The organism is Geodermatophilus sp. SYSU D00079 (genome assembly GCF_054050635.1).
The window spans coordinates 92,248-108,733 of the sequence record NZ_JBJGZS010000007.1; the positions used below are offsets into that span (position 1 = coordinate 92,248).

A 16,486-nucleotide genomic window follows, 5' to 3' on the forward strand; every position below is an offset into this window, starting at 1 on the left:
CGACCAGCGCTCGACGCCGCGGCTCGCGAGGACCCTGGCAGCCGGGCCCGTCCGCCCCCAGAGCCCTTCGGCCTGCCCGACGCCGAGCAGCCCCGGGCTGCTCCCCCGGAAGGGGCAGCGGGTGCTCCAGCGGCGCCTCACCGGGGCCGATGGACGGGTGTGCAGATCCCCGCCGCGCTCCGGGCCCGCGAGCCCCGCGCCGCCGCCCGCGCCGCCGCGTTCGTGCTCGCGGTGTGCGCGGCCATGCTGACGGTGGTCGCGCTCGTCGGTCCGGTCGGGCCGGACGACGCCAGCCGCGGGGTGGTGCTCGGCAGCGTGGTCGGGCTCATCCTGGGCGCCGCGGCCTACGCGCGGATCCCCCCGCAGTTGCTCGACCGGGCGGGCGCGTTCCTCGGCCTCGCCGTCGTCGGGGTCACGGTGCTGGCCGCGCTCAGCCTGGCCTCGGGCAGCTCCTCCACCCGGACCCAGGCGTTCCTCGCCTTCGTCGTCGTGTACGCCGGGTTCCACCTGCGCCCCGCTGCGGCGGTGGTCGCGACGGTGGTGGCGGTGCTGGGCGGTGGCGTCATGCTGCTGCACCAGCAGGAGCTCCGGGCGGCCCTGACCGACCTGCTGTTCTTCGGCGCGATGCTCGCGGTGATCGGCACGCTGCTCATGCGGGCGATGGCCGCCCAGGACCGGCTGGTCGCGGCGCTGCAGCGGCAGGCCGACGTCGACGCCCTCACCGGGCTGGTCACGCGGCGGGTCCTCGACGAGGCGCTGGACGTCGAGCTGTCCGGGGGCTGCCCCGGCGACGGGGCGGCGCTGGTCCTGGTCGACGTCGACTCGTTCAAGCAGGTCAACGACGTGCACGGGCACCCGGTCGGCGACGACGCGCTGGTGCACCTGGCCGGCATCCTGCGCCGGCAGGTGCGCACCGGCGACGCCGTCGTCAGCCGGCTGGGCGGTGACGAGCTGGCGGTGCTGCTGCGCGGGTGCGCTCCCGAGGTCGCCGTCCGGCGCGCGCAGGAGCTACTCGAGGCGGTGCGGGCCGCACCGCTGCCCCTGCCGGACGGCGGGCTGCTGGCGCTGTCGGTGAGCGTGGGCGTCGCCCACGCGCCGCGGCACGCCACCCGCATGCGGGAGCTCTACGCCGCCGCCGACGCGGCGCTGTACCGCGCCAAGCGGGCCGGTCGCGGCCGGGTCGAGGTCGCGGTCAGCGCCGCCTGAGGGCCAGCCGGCCCGCGGCGGCCGCCAGCGTGCGCGGGGTCAGCCGCCCGTCGGCCAGCCCGAGGTCGACCACGTCGTCGAACACCCGCTGGTCGGCCGCGGCCGCGCGGAAGGCGGCGTCCATCACCGCCGGCCAGCGGCTCAGCTGCGAGGCCAGCCGCGTGGAGCGCAGGTGCGCGGCCAGCCGCCGGTGCAGCATGCCGCGGTAGCGGGCCCCCGCGTCCGGCCCGGCGGCCGCCGCCGAACCGGCCAGGGCCCCGGAGACCACGGCGTAGAAGATGCCCTCCCCGGTCATCGGGTTGACCAGCGAGGCGGCGTCCCCGGCCAGCAGCACCCGGCCGTCGGGCTGGCGCGGCCGGCCGGTGGACAGCGGCAGCCGGTGCGCCCGCAGCGCTCCCGGCGCCACCCCGGGCAGCAGCCGGTGCAGCCCACCGACCAGGTCGGCGCGGGTGGCCCCGCCGGACACCAGCTCCCCGTAGCCGACGTTGGCGCGGCCGTCGCCGATCGGGAACGACCACGCGTAGGCCGGCCACCGCTGCCCCGTCGTCACCAGCGACAGCGTGCCGGGTGCCCCCGGCGGCTCGGGCGCGTAGCCGCGGATCGCCACGGCCAGCCGGTCGGCCCGGTTGCTGCCCAGGCCCAGCGCCCGGCGGACGACGGACTCCGCGCCGTCCGCCCCGACCAGCACCGACGCCCGCAGCTGGCCGTCGACGGTCACGCCGTCGGCGTCCGCGCGCACGGTGCGCACGGTGCGCCGCCGGAACCGCGCGCCGCGGGTCAGCGCCGCCGTCAGCAGCCGGTCGTCCAGCACCGCCCGGGGGACCACGTGCGACGGGCGGGCGGTGGTGCGCCGGACCGTGGCGCCACCCGGCGAGCGCAGCGCCAGCCGGGGCACCGGCGGGTACCCGTCGACGACGGCGGCCCGGTCCACCCCGAGCGCGGCGAGGACGTCGAGCGCCTCGGGGGCCACGCCGTCACCGCAGACCTTGTCGCGGGGGAAGTCGGCGCGGTCGAGGACCAGCACCGAGGCCCCGGTGCGCAGCGCGGCCAGCGCGGCGGCCGACCCCGCCGGACCCCCACCGACCACGACGACGTCCCAGCGCTCCACGGCGCCGACGCTAGGCCGACGGCGCCCGCACCGCTCCGGGACCGGGCGTCACGGCGGGGTGGGCGTCCACTTCCGTGCCGGGTGCTCGTACGCCGAGACGAACGCCAGCAGGCCGGCCGCGTCGGTGACCACGCCGAGCGCCTCGAACCGGCGGGCGGCGAGGTAGCCGTCGTCCACCATGCGGCGCAGCTGGGTGAGCAGTGGCTGCCAGAACCCGTCGACGTCGACCAGCACCACGGGCTTGGCGTGCAGGCCGAGCATCCCCCAGGTCCAGGCCTCGAACAGCTCCTCCAGCGTGCCGGCGGCGCCGGGCAGGGCCACGAAGGCGTCGGCGAGCTCGGCCATCCGCGCCTTGCGCTCGTGCATCGAGCCCACGACCTCCAGCTGCGGCAGGCCGGGGTGCGCCAGCTCGTCGTCCACCAGGTGCTGGGGGATGACGCCGACCACCTCACCGCCGGCGGCCAGGGCGGCGTCGGCGACGACGCCCATCAGCCCGACGTGGCCGCCGCCGTAGACGATGCCCACCCCGGCACGGGCGAGGTCCGTGGCGAGGGCGGCGGCGGCCTGCTGGTGGGACGGTGGCCCGTCCTGGGACCCGGTGAAGACGGCGACGCGCACGCCCCGAGCGTGTCACGGCGCCCCGGGCGGGGGAGCAGGGGCGCGGGATCCGCGCCGTCGCGCTCCGCTCGGGGTTCACTGGGGGGCGTGTTCTCCTCCACCGACGGCTGGGTGACGTGCTCCTTCGGGCACCGGCACTGGGGGCTGCTCGGTGCGGCCGGGCTGCTGGTGCACCGGGTCGGCGAAGGGGGGACCGAGCTGCTGCTCCAGCACCGGGCGAGCTGGTCCCACCACGGCGGCACGTGGGGCACCCCCGGCGGCGCCCTGCACGCCGGCGAGTCCCCGGAGCGCGGGGCGCTGCGCGAGGTGGGGGAGGAGCTCGGCCTGCTGCCGTACGACCTGGAGCTGGGCGCCTCCTCGGTCGACGACCACGGCGGCTGGTCCTACACGACCGTGCTGGCCCGGCCGGTCCGCAGCATCGAGCCCGGCGACCTGCGGCTGGACGGCGAGAGCGACGGGGTCGCCTGGATCCCGCTCGACGAGCTCGCCTCGCTGCCGCTGCACCCCGGCTTCGAGGCCTCCCTGACCCGCCTGCACGACCTGCTCGGCCCCGGGGCGTAGCCAGGGCCCCCGGCCGGCGTCAGGACGACGACACGGTGACCGTCAGCGCGCGGTGGTCACCCACCGGGAGCACCGTGGCGGCGCCGTCGCGGCCGCGCACGCCGTCGCCGACCGCCAGCAGGTGGTCCAGCTGCAACCGCGGGTCGGTGGCGGGGAAGCTCGGCGTGCGCACCAGCGCGGTGGCCCCGAGCAGCCGGGCGGGCAGCGACCCGGGCAGGTTGAGGTCGCCGGCCAGGACGACCGGCCCCGGCATCGTCGCCGTCCACGCGCGCAGCCGCCGCAGCTGGCGGACGGCGGTGTGCGGTGCGAAGGAGAGGTGGGTCGCGACGACGGTGACCGCGTCCAGCCGCGCGGCGACGGCGATCCGCGGCTCGTCGGGCACCCACCACCAGCGCAGGCCGCCCGTGCGCGGGTCCGGGCCCTTGACCGGCAGCCGGGCCCGCCCGCTGCCCAGGCCGAGCACCGACCACTGCCGCACCGGGAGCCGGCTGAGCAGCGCGATCCCGTAGACCGGCCGGTCGGGGGTGTCGTCCGGGCCGCGCAGCGCGGGGGCGGCAGGCGTCCAGCTGCGGAACGGGTCGGGGGTGCCGACGACGGTGGCCGCGCCCCGCCAGTGCGGCGCCCCGAGCCCCTCGGCGAGGACGGCGGCCTGGTCGGTGCCGGAGGAGCGGGGCTGCCGGGTGTCGACCTCCTGGACGGCGAGCACGTCGACGTCGAGACCGGCCACGGCCGCGCGGAGCTCGTCCCGGTCGAGCACCGCTCCGGACGCGGCGCGGCCGGAGGCGATGTTCGCGGTGCCGATCCGCACGGCGGGCGGCTCGGGCACGTCCCGACGTTACCGGGCCGGTGATCGACGTGCCGCTGCGTGCGGACGCGCTTACGTTGGGCACCGCTGTCCGCCCGTCCTGGAGGAGCCCCCGGTGCACCGCCGTCCGCGCCACCTCGCCGCACCGGCCCACCTGGCCGGGCCGGCCCACGCGGCTCCGTCGGGGAGGTGGCCGGAGACCGTCCGCGCCTCCGCGCCGCTGACCCTCCTGTTCCTCGCGGGGTTCCTGCTGACCGCGGCCCTGGTCATGATCGCCATCGCGCCCTCGTCCGGTCCGGCCCCCGACACGGCCACGTCGGCCTGGTCGACCGCCGCACCCCGGGACGGTGGCGGCGCGGGCATCGGCGCGGCGGCCCGGGTCCCGGCCGGCCCGCAGGCCGCGGCCACCCCGGGGCTCGACGCGGCAGGCAGCGCGGTGGACGTCGGGTCGCTGGTCGCCGGCCTGGTGCCCGGAGTCGTCCCGGTGGGCGCGGACCCTGCCGCGACCGGGGCCGATCTCGCCGCGGCGGCCTCCGCCGCCGTCGGCGACCCCGCGGCTGCGCCAGCGGGTGCACCCGCTGCCCCCGACCCGACGGCTCCCGACCCGACGGCTCCCGGGACGACGGCGGCCGGCACGACGGCGGCCGGGACGACGGCACCGGGCACGGCCCCCGCGGTCCCCGGCGCCGCGGGGACGGTCCCCGGCACGACTGCTCCGGCGCCGGGACCGGCGGCACCCGCTCCGGCGCCGGGACCGGCGGCGCCCCCGGCGGCCGGCCCCGTACCGCCGCCGGGCGGAGCCGGCGGGCCGGTGGCGCGCAGCACGCCCGCGCCGGAGCGGAACCGGCCGCGGCAGGGGGACGGCTCGGCCCGGGGTGGCTCGACCGGCGGTGGCGGCACCGGCGGCTCGACCGGCGGTGGTGCGGCGAGCACGCCGTCCGGTCCCGCGGCGCCCGGGCCGGCGCCGTCCGCCCCGGCGCCGTCCGCCCCCGAGTCGACCGGCGGCAGCCGCGGCGGTGGGCTGCTCGACCAGGTCGGCGGTGCGGTCGGCGGGGTGACCGAGGGGGCGGGCGACGTCGTCGGGGACGTGGCGGCGGGCGCCGGTGGCGTGGTCGGCGGTGCCGCCGGCGGCGCCAGCGACCTCGTCGGCGGGCTCCTCCCCTGAGGGTCACCCGGGGCGCGCACTAGGTTCGGGGGATGACCGCCCGGAACGACGTCTCCGAGATCTTCGACAGCGCCGCGTGGCAGCCGGTCGAGGGCTTCGACTTCGCCGACCTGACCTACCACCGGGCCGTCGACGCGGGCGTGGTCCGCATCGCCTTCGACCGGCCGGAGGTGCGCAACGCCTTCCGCCCGCAGACGGTCGACGAGCTGATCACCGCGCTGGAGCACGCCCGGCTGTCCACCGACGTGGGCTGCGTGATCCTGACCGGCAACGGCCCGAGCCCCCGGGACGGCGGCTGGGCCTTCTGCTCCGGCGGGGACCAGCGGGTGCGCGGCCGGTACGGGTACGAGCACGCGGCGGGGTCCAGCGGCCGGCTGCACGTGCTCGAGGCCCAGCGGCTGATCCGCTTCATGCCCAAGGTGGTCATCTGTGTCGTCCCCGGCTGGGCCGCGGGCGGCGGGCACAGCCTGCACGTCGTCTCCGACCTCACCCTGGCCAGCGCCGAGCACGCCCGGTTCAAGCAGACCGACGCCGACGTCGGCAGCTTCGACGGCGGCTTCGGCTCGGCCTACCTCGCCCGGCAGGTCGGCCAGAAGTTCGCCCGCGAGATCTTCTTCCTGGGCGACGAGTACTCCGCCGAGGACGCCCACCGGATGGGGATGGTCAACAAGGTCGTGCCGCACGCCGAGCTGGAGGCGACGGCGCTGGACTGGGGACGGCGGATCGTGGCCAAGAGCCCCACGGCCCAGCGGATGCTCAAGTACTCGTTCAACCTCATCGACGACGGGCTGGTCGGCCAGCAGCTGTTCGCCGGTGAGACCACCCGCCTGGCGTACATGGCCGAGGAGGCCGTGGAGGGGCGGGACGCCTTCCTGGAGAAGCGCGACCCCGACTTCTCCCGCTTCCCCTGGCACGTTTAGGCAGCTCGCCGGACGCCAACGGTATCGGCGTCGTGGCCCTCCCGGGTCCCGGCGCGGGCGTGCGAGGGCTGGGGAGAAGGGGGTCCGTCTGGTGATCGTCGAGGTGGTGGGGGGCGCCGACGAGCTGCCCGAGGTCCGGGTGGTCGACGTCGACGACCTGACGAAGCTGCACCTGGCGCTGGGGGCGGTGACCGACGAGGAGGCCGACCAGGTGCTGCGTGACGCCGGGCTGGGCCGGCTGCAGGACGCCGAGACCGGGTTCCTGGACGTCGCGGCGCTGCGGGCCGCCGCCGAGCCGCAGGCCGGTGCCGAGGACTGGGCGCAGCAGTGGGACGGGATGGTGGCCTACGCCGAGCGCAAGGGGTGGCTGGCCGACGACGGCGCGAGCCTCCAGGTGCACGTGGAGAGCGCCGCGGGCGCCTGATCCCGCGCCGGGACGGCGTGCGCTCCCCGCACAAGGTTGAGGGTCTCAAGAAAAACCGGGTGACTTCGTGCCCTGGACATTGTGGTCACTCCACTGAGCGTCCACGATGTCGCGGTGAACTCCACCTGTGAACGGGGCGCAGCGTGACGGGAACCCCCGGGCGCCCTCTCAGCGCCGAACTCTCCGACCAGCTGCTCTCCGTCGCCGTCGACATCCTCGCCGAGGAGGGCTGGGGGAAGCTCAACAGCGACCGCGTCGCCGCGCGTGCCCGGGCGGGTAAGGCCGGCATCTACCGGCGCTGGCCCACCATGGCCGCGATGGCCCGGCACGCCGTGGGCCGGTTCACCCTGGTGCGGGTGCCCCCGGACACCGGCTCGCTCCGCGACGACCTGACCGCCCTGGTCGACCGCTGGCGGCGGCCGCTGGACCGTGAGGAGCGGGCCACCGCCAGTCTGGTCGGGGCCGCCCGGCACGACGAGGACCTGCGGGCCGGCCTGGACGACGCGCTGGTGCGGCCGCTGGCCGCGGCGGTGGCCACCCTGGGTGCCCGCCAGGCCGAGCGCGGCGACGAGGTGTCGGAGGCGCGCCTGGCGCTGCTCGGTTCGGTGCTCGAGGCCTTCTGGTGGCAGCGGTTCACCTCGGGCAGCGGCGTCATGAGCACCGAGCAGCTGCGCCGGGTCGTCGACGAGGTGCTGCTGCCGATCCTGCAGCCCTCGTGCGAGGACGCCACCGTCTGAGGCGGCGGGGCGCTGCTCAGCCGGTGCGGCTCAGCAGCGGCGCGGCCGGCGTGGTGGGGATCGCCCGGACCAGGCCGGAGAAGACCCGGTCGGCCACGGCTCGGGCGGCCGCGGCGCCGCCGTCCCGCTGGTGGGGGCAGGCCCCGGCGGCCTCGCCGACGGCGCGGCGCTGCTCCCTGATCAGCGTGCGGACGGCGGCCAGCCACACCGAGGCGGTGATCGATGCGACCGTGCAGGGGTCGGCGGCGATCTCGGGGGCGCCGCCGTCGGACTCCCAGGCCTCCTGCAGCGCCTCGGCCAGCACTGCCATCGACCGGTGGTGCAGCTCGCGCTCGTGGGCGCGCAGCGCGGGGGAGGCCTCCAGGGTGGCCACGAGGGCGCGGCCCTCGGCGGTGGTCAGCGACCGGACGTGCAGGCCCACCCGGTCGGTGAGGTACTCGTGCAGCGCCTCGAGGGGAGCCACCCCGGCCGGGCGGGCGCGGACCGCCTCGGCGGGCCCGGCCACCCACTCGGCGTGGCCGTCGAAGAAGAGCTCCTCCTTGGTGGAGAAGTGGTTGAAGACGGTCTGCACCGCGACGTCGGCGGTCGCGGCCACGTCGGCGATGGTGACGGCGTCGAAGCCGCGCTCGGCGAAGAGGTCCTGGGCGGTCTGCCGGATGTGGGCTCGGGTCTGGGCCTTCTTGCGGGCACGGCGGTCGTTGAGCTCACTCACCGTGCGAGCGTAACTGCGTTCCGTAGGCATCGCTGGGTGGGCGGCCCGCCACGGCGGCGTCCGTCCGGGTCCAGTCGGCGAGGACGGCGCGCGCCCACGCCTCGACCAGCACGGACAGGTCGATGACGTCGAGGTCGGCCGCCACGTCGGCGATCGTGGTCCGCCACTGCGTGGGCGGCACGGCGTCGGGAGGGACGGGCCGGGCGGCCAGCCGGGTGGACAGGCTGCCCAGCCGGGCCCGCAGCGCCCGCGGGTCGCCGTCGGGGTGCTGGAGGGCGTAGGCGTCGTCGGCCAGAGCGACGGTGCTCGCCGCCGCCGGATCGGCGGCCTCCTCCCGGATCCCGCGCACGGTCTCCTCGAACAGCCGGGCACAGACCGCGGCGGGGGCGGTGTCCGCCGCCTCCCCGCCCGGGGGCAGGGCGAGGACCGAGCCGCAGCCCGGGCAGCGGACGGTCACCGGGTCCGGGCCGGGCGGGGTGCTCGTGGGCCGCGGGGAGGACATCCCCCGATCGTGCCGCAGCCCGCGGGCAGGCGCCTCGACGACCCGCTCCCGCCGACGATGCCCATGTGTCGGCTCCCGCCGCCGGTCCGCTCCTCGCTCGCCGGCGCTCGCTGCGGTGCTCCCGCCGGCGTCAGCCGACGACGTCGGCGTGGAGGGCGCGGTACTCCGGCACCGTCGCCATCGGCGGCCGCTCGTCGACGGCGACCGGGGTGCTGTGCGGCACGAAACCGGAGCCGTCGTGACGGAACTGGGTCAGCAGCCCGCCGGCGTCGTCCCGGAGCGAGGCCCCTCCGCGCTGCCCCGCGCGGGACAGCACCGTGGACACCACCTGCCCGGCCATCCGCCCGAGCGCCTCCTGGCTCTGGGAGGTGTGCCGCCGCACGCCGAGGTCGACCTGGGCGAGCGCGCCGAGGCCGGCGAGCGCGAGCAGGTCGACCAGCAGGCCGACCTCCACCCCGTACCCGGAGACGAACGGCACCCGCTCGAGCACCGACCGCCGTCCGGCGTACTCCCCGCCCAGCGGCTGCACGAACCCGGCCAGCTCCGGCCACAGCGCGTTGAGCAGCGGCCGCGCGGTCAGCTCGGTGACCCGGCCGCCGCCGGCGGGGACGGTGCCGCCGTCCACCTCGAGCGGGCGGGTGTAGCAGCCCTTGACGTAGTCCACCTGCGGGTCGGTGAGCAGCGGCGCGAGCAGGCCGGGCACGTAGTGGGTGACGTCACCGAGCAGGTCCGCGTCGAGGAAGACGACGAGGTCGCCGGTGGTGGCGGCCAGCGACTTCCACAGGGCCTCGCCCTTGCCGGGGCGGGTGCCGTGGCCCGGCAGCACCTCGGCGCTGGCGACGACGTCGGCGCCGGCGGCACGGGCCACGCGGGCCGTGGCGTCGGTGGAGTCGGAGTCGACGACGAGCAGCTCGTCGATCAGCGGCGTGCCCAGGACCCAGTGCTCGCGCAGGTCGGTGACCAGCCGGCCGACCGTGGCCTCCTCGTCGCGCGCGGGCAGGACGACGCTCACCCGGTGCTGCCCGCGGCGCTTGGCGCGCAGCAGGGCGGGGAGGTCCAGGGCGGCCAGTGACGGTGCGGAGGTCGTGCGGTGCTGGAACCAGGCGCGCGCGTCGGGTCTCATCGCCCTACCTTCCGGGACGGGATCGGCCGGGCGCCACGCCCCGCGACGGAGTTCACGTGCACGTCATCCACTGTCCCGCCCGGTGTCACACCTCCGCGCCGGTGGGGCGCAGGGCGGTCGCGCTCAGCGGGCCGACGGCCGCGCCGTCCCCGGCCGGCTCGGGGTGACCCAGGTCGGTCAGCCAGCCGCGGAACACCCGGTGCAGGGCCTCGGCGCCCACGACCTCGCCGGGCGGCCGGAACGACCGCGGGTGCACGAGGAACCCGTGCTGCTGCGGCCCGCCCAGCCCGCCGTGCGAGCCGACGTGCGGCTCGAACGCCGAGGCCTCGTCGGTGTCGGGGTCGTAGCGGCTGTTGATGACGACGTCGGCGCAGTGCGGGAACGTCGACGCGCGGGCCACCAGCCCGGCCGCGTGCTGCCCGTAGGGGGCGAGCGGGTCCTCGCCGATGACCAGCCCCGCCGCGAGCCGGTGCACGCCGTCGCGGCCGAGCACCACCGGCCCGTACTCCTCGGAGTGCACGAGCAGGAAGCCGACGCCGTCGTGGTCGACCAGCCCCGGCAGCAGCCCCGGCCAGTGCCGCTCGATCTCCTCCAGCGAGACCCGGCCGGGGATGTCGGCGAAGGACACCATCGCGGTGTGGCCGGAGACCGCGACCACGACCCCCGGCGCCACCCGCGGCGCGCCCCCGACCCGGTCGGCGGGCAGCTCGTGCGAGTGCGGCACGCCCTCGGCCCGCTCGACCCGCTCCCGGAGCCGGCGGGCGATCGGGCCGCCCTCGGCCAGGGCCGCCCCCACCTGCCAGTGCTCGGTGAGCCGGCGGCTGTCCCGGGGGCCGGTCAGGTGCGGCTCGGCCAGCCCTCGCGGGCCGCCGCACAGCCGGCCGACCAGCTCCTCGACCGACTCCCCGAAGCGCGCGGTGAACGCCTCGCCCTGGGTCTGCCCGTGGTCGGACAGGCACACCAGGTGGTACTCCCGCGGTGCCAGCTGGGCCGCGCGGTGCAGCCGGCCGATCTGCTGGTCGATGCTGCGCAGCACGGCCAGGCTGTCGGCCCGCTCCAGCCCGGCGTGGTGGGCGGCCTCGTCGTAGCCCAGGAAGTCCGCGTACGCGACCGGCCGGCCGGCCAGCATGTCCTCGAGCAGCGCGAAGACGACGACGTCGCGGGAGATGACCGTCGTCCCCGGGCGGGCCAGCGGGTAGATGCCGCCGCGGGAGACCCGGGGCCGGACGTCGTCACGGCGTTCCCGGGCGGCGGCGACCAGCTCGCGGTGGATGTCGACGGCCGAGACGGCGATGGTGCGCAGCGCGTTCACCGGGTTCGCGAAGTAGGCGTAGTAGCCCGAGCCGACCCGCTCCCGCGCCTGGCGGGGACGCCGGCTGGTGGCCGGGACGACGTGCGCCAGCGAGCTCATCGTGAGGCTGACGTGCGTGGCGTCGCCGGTGAACAGGTTGCCCCGGCTGGCCCCGCCGCCGGCGAGCAGCCCGCGGCCGTCGGAGTGCGCGCGCTCGATCTCGGCGGCGTCGAGCGGGGAGGAGACGCGGACGATCCGGTCGCGCTCCTTGTCGTACCAGCGGAACCCGGGGATGTCGTGGTTGGAGCCGTGCAGGATGCCGCAGACGGCCGCGCCGGTCTGGGAGCTCCAGTCGGTGTGCCAGGAGGTCAGCGTGTGGCTGCCCTCGCGCAGCCAGGCGGCCAGGTTCGGCATCGACCCGTCGCGGACGGCGCGGCGGGCGGTGTCGTACGACAGCGCGTCGATCTGCAGGAAGAGGACGCCGGGCGGGCGCGGGGCGTCCTGCGCCGCCGGCCGGGCGCGGCGGCGGGCGCGGCGGAAGAACAGCTCGTCCTCGTCGATGGCCAGCACGCTGCTGACCAGCCCGGAGACGGCGGCCATGCCGATGCCGACCGCCACCGCGGTGCGCAGGTTCTCGATGACCACCCCGGGGACGAGGAAGGACAGCCCCAGCACCGCGGCCCCCAGCAGCAGGAAGCTGCCCAGCCCGAGGGTGAAGAAGGCCAGGGGCAGGGCGATCCGCATGACCAGGGGCCACACGACCGCGGTGAGCAGACCCAGCAGCAGCGCGATGACCGGCGGCTGCCACCACGAGGTCATCGTGAAGTCGCCGAGCCAGCGGTCGAGGGCCACCAGCGCCCCGGTGGTGGCCGCCCAGGTGAGCAGCACGCGGGCCGGCGTCCGGCCGCGCTGGAGGACCCGGCCGGAGGGGACGGGACGGCTCATGCCGGTCCGCAGGAGGTGGGCTGGGCCGGCTGCTCCTCGGGCGGGGCCGGCCTGCGGCGGCGGGAGCCGACCAGGTTGAGCAGGGCGCCGACGACGAGCACGAGCACAGTGGCCAGCAGGACGGCGGTGAGCGGGGAGTCGAAGATGCCGCCGCTGACCACGCCGAGCAGCGCGTAGGCCACCGCCCACAGGAACGCGGCCAGCAGCGAGGCCGGCAGCAGCCGCCGCCACGGGTAGGCGAGGGCCCCGGCGGCCAGCAGCACCGGGATGCGGCCCGCGGGCAGCAGCCGGCCCACGACGACGATCTGCCAGCCGTGCCGGCGGAACTGCTCGCGGACCTCCTCGATCCGGTCCGCGTGCTGGCCGCGGGCCACCCAGCGCACCGCCGCCGGCCCGCCGGACCGGCAGATGGCGAAGGTGACGACGTCGCCGATCCAGGCCGCGAGGGTGGCCACGAGCACCACCAGCGGCAGGTTCAGCTCGTGCGCGGTCATGGCGAACGCCGCGCCCGCACCGACGACCGCGCCGGTGGGGACGACGGGCACGATCGACCCGAGCAGCACGCCACCGAACAGCACCGGGTAGCCGATCGCCGACCCGTCGGTCCACGCCGCGAGCGCGCTCACGTCGTCCCCGTGGGGGTGGGGAGCACGACCGGCCGCCCGGGCTCGGTGACCGCGACGTGCGTGGCGAGCCCGCGGGCGGCGACGGCGGCGGCGAAGGAGCGCGGCGGCTCGCTCAGCAGCGGGCGCATCCGGCCGCGCAGCCCCGGCACGGCCCGGTGGCCGGGGAGGGCCAGGGTGCCCCAGTGCACGGGGACGGCGACCCGGGGGCGCAGCCGGGCGGTGGCCTCGGCCGCGCCGTCGGGGTCCAGGTGGCCGGGGCCGAGGGTCGGACCCCAGCCCCACACCGGCAGCACCGCGACGTCGAGGCCGCGCTCGCCCAGCAGGTGCATCTCGTCGAACAGGTCGGTGTCGCCGCTGACGTAGACCGTCTGCCCGTCGCCCTCGACCAGGTGGCCGACGGCCTGGGTGTCGGGCCCGTGGGTCAGCCGCGGGCCCCAGCGGTGGCCGGCGTGGTCGGCGGGGACGGCGGTGACCCGCAGCGCGCCGTGGGGGAAGCTCTCGCCCGGCAGCACCTCCACGACGTGCCGGAAGCCCCGCGAGCGCAGCCACGCCCCGGCGCCACGGGGGACGGCGATGCGCACGTCCGGGCCGAGCAGCCGCAGCGAGGGCAGGTGCAGGTGGTCACCGTGCAGGTGGCTGACCAGCACGAGGTCGACGCCGGCCCAGGTGCTCGGGTCGGGCGCGGGGACCACGCGGCGGAGCGGGCCGACGCGGTCGGTGAGCAGCGGATCGGTGAGCACCGTGTGCCCGGCCAGCTCGACGCGCACCGTCGAGTGGCCGAGGAAGTGCAGCTCCGGGTTGCCCACCGCGCCAGTATCGACCTCACCGGTGACAGCCCGGGACCGGTTTCCCCCCTCCGGGAACACCCTGACCACCGGTCGGCGGGCACCCCACCCCGCGCCCCACGCCGCGCCCCAGCCCGTGTCGATCATCGGATCGGTGCACGCGACACGCGACGACCCGCCGCCGCAGCGGGCACCGATCCGATGATCGACGCCGGGAGTCGGGGGCAGAGCCCGGGTCACCGGACGGCGGGAGCCGCCGGCAGACCGGTGGGCCACGAGCCCGCCACCAGCTGGGCCACCTCCATCGGGCGGGACAGCGCGAAGCCCTGCAGGTAGCGGTGCCCCATGTCCCGCAGCAGCGCGGCCTCGGTGTCGCCCTCGACGCCCTCCACCACGACCGGCAGGCCGAGGCTCGCGCCCAGGTGCAGCACGGCCCGGCACAGCGCCTGCCGCTGCTGGTCGTGCTCGACGCCGGCAAGGAACTGGCGGTCCATCTTGAGGACGTCGACCGGCAGGCCCACCAGGTAGGCCAGTGAGGACCATCCGGTGCCGAAGTCGTCGACGGCGACCCGGATGCCGAGCTGCCGCAGCGCCGAGAGCTCCTCCACCACCGCCTCGTCGTCGAGCAGCATCGACTCGGTCAGCTCGACGAACAGCCGCCGGGCCGGCAGGCCGCTGGCGTCGAGGGCGGCCAGGACGTCGGCGCCCAGCGAGCCGCCGTGCAGCTGCCGGGCCGACACGTTGACCGCCACGGCCAGCTCGTCGCCGGGGATCGCCGCCACGGTGGTGCAGGCCTCGGTGAGCACCCACCGGCCCAGCTCGGTGATCAGCGCCGACTCCTCGGCGAGGGGCACGAACTCCGCGGGGGAGACCTCCCCGAACACCGGGTGCCGCCAGCGCAGCAGCGCCTCGACGGTGACGGTGCGCTGCAGCACGAGGTCGACGACCGGTTGGAACACCAGGCGCAGCTCACCGCGGTCGAGGGCGCCGGCCAGGTCGGCGCGCAGGGCCGCGCGGCGGTCGCGCTGGTCCCGCACGGCGTCGTCGTACCGGTGCACCTGCCCGGGGCCGGCGGCGCGCCGGGCGAGGTCGGCGTGGCGCAGCGCCTCCCCCGGGTCGAGGTCGTCGGGCAGGGCGGCGACACCCGCGGCGGGGCGGAGGTCGGGGCCGGCGGCGGTCACGAGCCGGGCGGCGAGCACCTCGGCGTCGGCGACGCTGCCGGAGGCGACGACGACGAAGTCGCCGTCCTTGGTGCGGGCCGGCCAGTCCTCGGCGCGCAGCACCCGGGTCAGCCGGGCGGTGAGCGCGTGAAGGGCGTCGTCGGCCTCCTCGGGCGGCAGGGCGGCCAGGCCGGGGACGCCGAGCAGCGCCAGGGCCCGCGGGCGCCCGGGCGCCTCGAGCCGCAGCGCGGCCAGCCGCCGGACCAGCGCCGTCCGGTTGGGCAGCCCGGTGGCCGGGTCGGCGAGGCAGAGCTCGGCCAGCGCGGGGTCGCCGTCGGCGCCGGGCACGGTGCCCGTCACGTCGCGGCAGTAGAGGACCAGCGCGCCGACGTCGGGGTCGTCGCGCAGGTCGCGCACGGTGGCCTGGATGAGCCGCCAGCGGCCGTCGGCGTGCCGGACCCGCGCGGTGCGGACGGCGGGCGGGCCGCTCGGGGCGGCGGCGCCGAGGGCGGCGACGACGGGGCCGGTGTCGTCGCGGTGCACGAGCTCGTCCAGGCAGCGGCCGACGACGTCGTCCGGGCGGTGGCCGAGCAGGTCGGTGATGGCCGGCGAGGCGAAGGTGACGCGGAGCCGGTCGTCGACGATCACGACGGGGTCGGCGCTGCCCCGCACCAGCGTGCGGAAGTAGGCCTGGCTGCTCAGCAGGTCGGTGGTGAGCCGGCGCTGGGTGTGCCAGGTCGTGGCCTGGTGCACCGCGACCAGCAGCAGGCCGCTGATCGCGAGGACGAGGTCGGAGCGGTCCACGACCCCGGTGACGGTGGTCTGCAGGAGGAACAGCGTGCCGGCGACGAGTGCCATGGCGTGCGGCAGCAGCGCGGCCACGACGCCGACGGTGGGCGGCCGCGGGTCACCGAGCGGGCGGCGGGGGACGTCGAGGTGGCAGGCCGTGCAGAGGAGGAGCACGGCGAGGGCCATGACCGGGCGCACCCAGGCAGCGAGCTCCGGGGAGCCCAGTCCCCAGGCGAGCGTGGCGCCCACGCCGGCGCAGGCCAGCGCGGACTGCACCCCGACGAGCAGCAGGGCGACCCGGCGCCGCTCGGAGCTGACGCCACCGACGAACAGCAGGGCGGCCGCGGTGGTGACCGCGACGACGACCGGCGACACGTGGACGGCGGCGGAGAACACGACCGACGGCGCGAGGTCGGCCACGGGTCGCAGGACGACGTGCACGCCCAGCAGGGTGGCGACGACGAAGAGCAGGGCGGCGGTGGCCCGCTGGGCCCGGCCGCCGCGCCAGGGGTGTTCCCGCAGGCGCAGCACCGCCACCACGGTGAGCAGGTGGCCGAGGCCGCCGCCGAGCACGGCACTGGCGGGCACACCGGTGGCCCAGGAGCTGGCCGCAGCGGTCACCGGGGTGATCACCGCCGCCGCGGCGAACCAGCGCCAGCCCGACGGCGTGACCGTGCGACGGGCGAGGGCCAGGAGGACGACGGCGGCGGCCAGCCCGAGGACGCCGTCCGTCGCGACCAGGACGTGCAGCGGGGCGCCGGCGACGGCGAGCGCGGAGCTGACCACGGCGAGCCCGGCGACCAGGGGGAGGCCGGTGCGGCCGCGCAGGGGCCGGGACGCCAGGAGGGCGGCCGGTCCGAGGGGGACGCGTGCGGAGGTCACGGTCCAGGTATCGGAACCGGTCCGGTTGGTCTGGAGGCGGCTGTGCCCCGGGTCACCCGGAAGGGGCGGCGGTCCGGACGCCGGGCCGGGTGCAGGCCGGTGACCAGGGACGCGGCGCGCCCCGATG

At 77.4% G+C, this 16,486-nt stretch carries 16 protein-coding genes; 6 read left to right on the forward strand and 10 right to left on the reverse strand.

The genetic code is table 11. The features are described from left to right. The first annotated feature begins 159 nt into the window (after positions 1 to 159). Positions 160 to 1,206, forward strand: a complete 1,047-nt coding sequence (locus ACI79E_RS08610; RefSeq protein ID WP_456932109.1) for a GGDEF domain-containing protein — start codon at positions 160 to 162, stop codon at positions 1,204 to 1,206. On the opposite strand, the gene ACI79E_RS08615 is transcribed toward ACI79E_RS08610, so the two are convergent. Together ACI79E_RS08615 and ACI79E_RS08620 are read right to left on the reverse strand one after the other, a co-directional pair. Further along, entirely contained in the window at positions 1,193 to 2,314 is a 1,122-nt protein-coding gene (locus ACI79E_RS08615; RefSeq protein ID WP_456932110.1) for an NAD(P)/FAD-dependent oxidoreductase, read from the reverse strand. The two genes, ACI79E_RS08610 and ACI79E_RS08615, sit on opposite strands and share 14 nt — an antisense overlap. Before the next feature lie 48 nt (positions 2,315 to 2,362). After that, positions 2,363 to 2,932, reverse strand: a complete 570-nt coding sequence (locus tag ACI79E_RS08620; RefSeq protein WP_456932111.1) for an LOG family protein — start codon at positions 2,930 to 2,932, stop codon at positions 2,363 to 2,365. 87 nt (positions 2,933 to 3,019) lie between these two features. On the opposite strand from ACI79E_RS08620, the gene ACI79E_RS08625 reads away from it, so the two are divergent. Continuing rightward, positions 3,020 to 3,493, forward strand: coding sequence for an NUDIX domain-containing protein (locus ACI79E_RS08625; protein WP_456932112.1), 474 nt, complete (start codon positions 3,020 to 3,022; stop codon positions 3,491 to 3,493). 19 nt (positions 3,494 to 3,512) lie between these two features. On the opposite strand, the gene ACI79E_RS08630 is transcribed toward ACI79E_RS08625, so the two are convergent. Then, positions 3,513 to 4,319 carry an endonuclease/exonuclease/phosphatase family protein gene (locus ACI79E_RS08630; RefSeq protein ID WP_456932113.1) on the reverse strand — a complete coding sequence of 269 codons (807 nt, stop codon included), beginning with the start codon at positions 4,317 to 4,319 and terminating at the stop codon, positions 3,513 to 3,515. Positions 4,320 to 4,413: 94 nt separating this feature from the next. Between ACI79E_RS08630 and ACI79E_RS08635 the strand changes: the two genes are divergently transcribed. The 4 genes from ACI79E_RS08635 (at position 4,414) to ACI79E_RS08650 (ending at position 7,544) form a co-directional block, all read left to right on the forward strand. Continuing rightward, positions 4,414 to 5,463, forward strand: coding sequence for a hypothetical protein (locus tag ACI79E_RS08635; protein WP_456932114.1), 1,050 nt, complete (start codon positions 4,414 to 4,416; stop codon positions 5,461 to 5,463). A 32-nt stretch (positions 5,464 to 5,495) separates the two neighbouring features. Next, the gene (locus ACI79E_RS08640) at positions 5,496 to 6,383 is read left to right on the forward strand and encodes a 1,4-dihydroxy-2-naphthoyl-CoA synthase (protein WP_456922743.1); all 888 of its coding nucleotides are present in this window, start codon (positions 5,496 to 5,498) and stop codon (positions 6,381 to 6,383) included. 91 nt (positions 6,384 to 6,474) lie between these two features. Next, positions 6,475 to 6,807 carry a hypothetical protein gene (locus ACI79E_RS08645; protein WP_456932115.1) on the forward strand — a complete coding sequence of 111 codons (333 nt, stop codon included), beginning with the start codon at positions 6,475 to 6,477 and terminating at the stop codon, positions 6,805 to 6,807. A gap of 143 nt (positions 6,808 to 6,950) precedes the next feature. After that, positions 6,951 to 7,544 carry a TetR-like C-terminal domain-containing protein gene (locus tag ACI79E_RS08650; protein WP_456932116.1) on the forward strand — a complete coding sequence of 198 codons (594 nt, stop codon included), beginning with the start codon at positions 6,951 to 6,953 and terminating at the stop codon, positions 7,542 to 7,544. Positions 7,545 to 7,560: 16 nt separating this feature from the next. Here the strand turns inward: ACI79E_RS08650 and ACI79E_RS08655 are convergent, their stop codons facing one another. The 7 genes from ACI79E_RS08655 to ACI79E_RS08685 all read right to left on the reverse strand — a co-directional run bounded on the left by ACI79E_RS08655 (position 7,561) and on the right by ACI79E_RS08685 (position 16,359). Beyond that, positions 7,561 to 8,256 (reverse strand): TetR/AcrR family transcriptional regulator, encoded by a 696-nt coding sequence (locus ACI79E_RS08655; protein WP_456932117.1) that lies wholly within the window; start codon positions 8,254 to 8,256, stop codon positions 7,561 to 7,563. Then, positions 8,249 to 8,758: a DUF5946 family protein gene (locus ACI79E_RS08660; RefSeq protein ID WP_456932118.1), complete on the reverse strand. Its 510-nt coding sequence runs from the start codon at positions 8,756 to 8,758 to the stop codon at positions 8,249 to 8,251. Before ACI79E_RS08660 ends, ACI79E_RS08655 begins: the two co-directional genes overlap by 8 nt. A gap of 130 nt (positions 8,759 to 8,888) precedes the next feature. Next, positions 8,889 to 9,881 carry a glucosyl-3-phosphoglycerate synthase gene (locus ACI79E_RS08665; protein WP_456932119.1) on the reverse strand — a complete coding sequence of 331 codons (993 nt, stop codon included), beginning with the start codon at positions 9,879 to 9,881 and terminating at the stop codon, positions 8,889 to 8,891. Positions 9,882 to 9,966: 85 nt separating this feature from the next. Next, positions 9,967 to 12,117, reverse strand: a complete 2,151-nt coding sequence (locus ACI79E_RS08670; RefSeq protein ID WP_456932120.1) for a phage holin family protein — start codon at positions 12,115 to 12,117, stop codon at positions 9,967 to 9,969. Then, the gene (locus ACI79E_RS08675) at positions 12,114 to 12,743 is read right to left on the reverse strand and encodes a DedA family protein (protein WP_456932121.1); all 630 of its coding nucleotides are present in this window, start codon (positions 12,741 to 12,743) and stop codon (positions 12,114 to 12,116) included. Before ACI79E_RS08675 ends, ACI79E_RS08670 begins: the two co-directional genes overlap by 4 nt. Next, positions 12,740 to 13,549, reverse strand: coding sequence for an MBL fold metallo-hydrolase (locus ACI79E_RS08680; protein WP_456932122.1), 810 nt, complete (start codon positions 13,547 to 13,549; stop codon positions 12,740 to 12,742). Before ACI79E_RS08680 ends, ACI79E_RS08675 begins: the two co-directional genes overlap by 4 nt. Positions 13,550 to 13,764: 215 nt before the next feature. Then, positions 13,765 to 16,359: a putative bifunctional diguanylate cyclase/phosphodiesterase gene (locus ACI79E_RS08685; RefSeq protein ID WP_456932123.1), complete on the reverse strand. Its 2,595-nt coding sequence runs from the start codon at positions 16,357 to 16,359 to the stop codon at positions 13,765 to 13,767. Positions 16,360 to 16,486 lie beyond the last annotated feature (127 nt).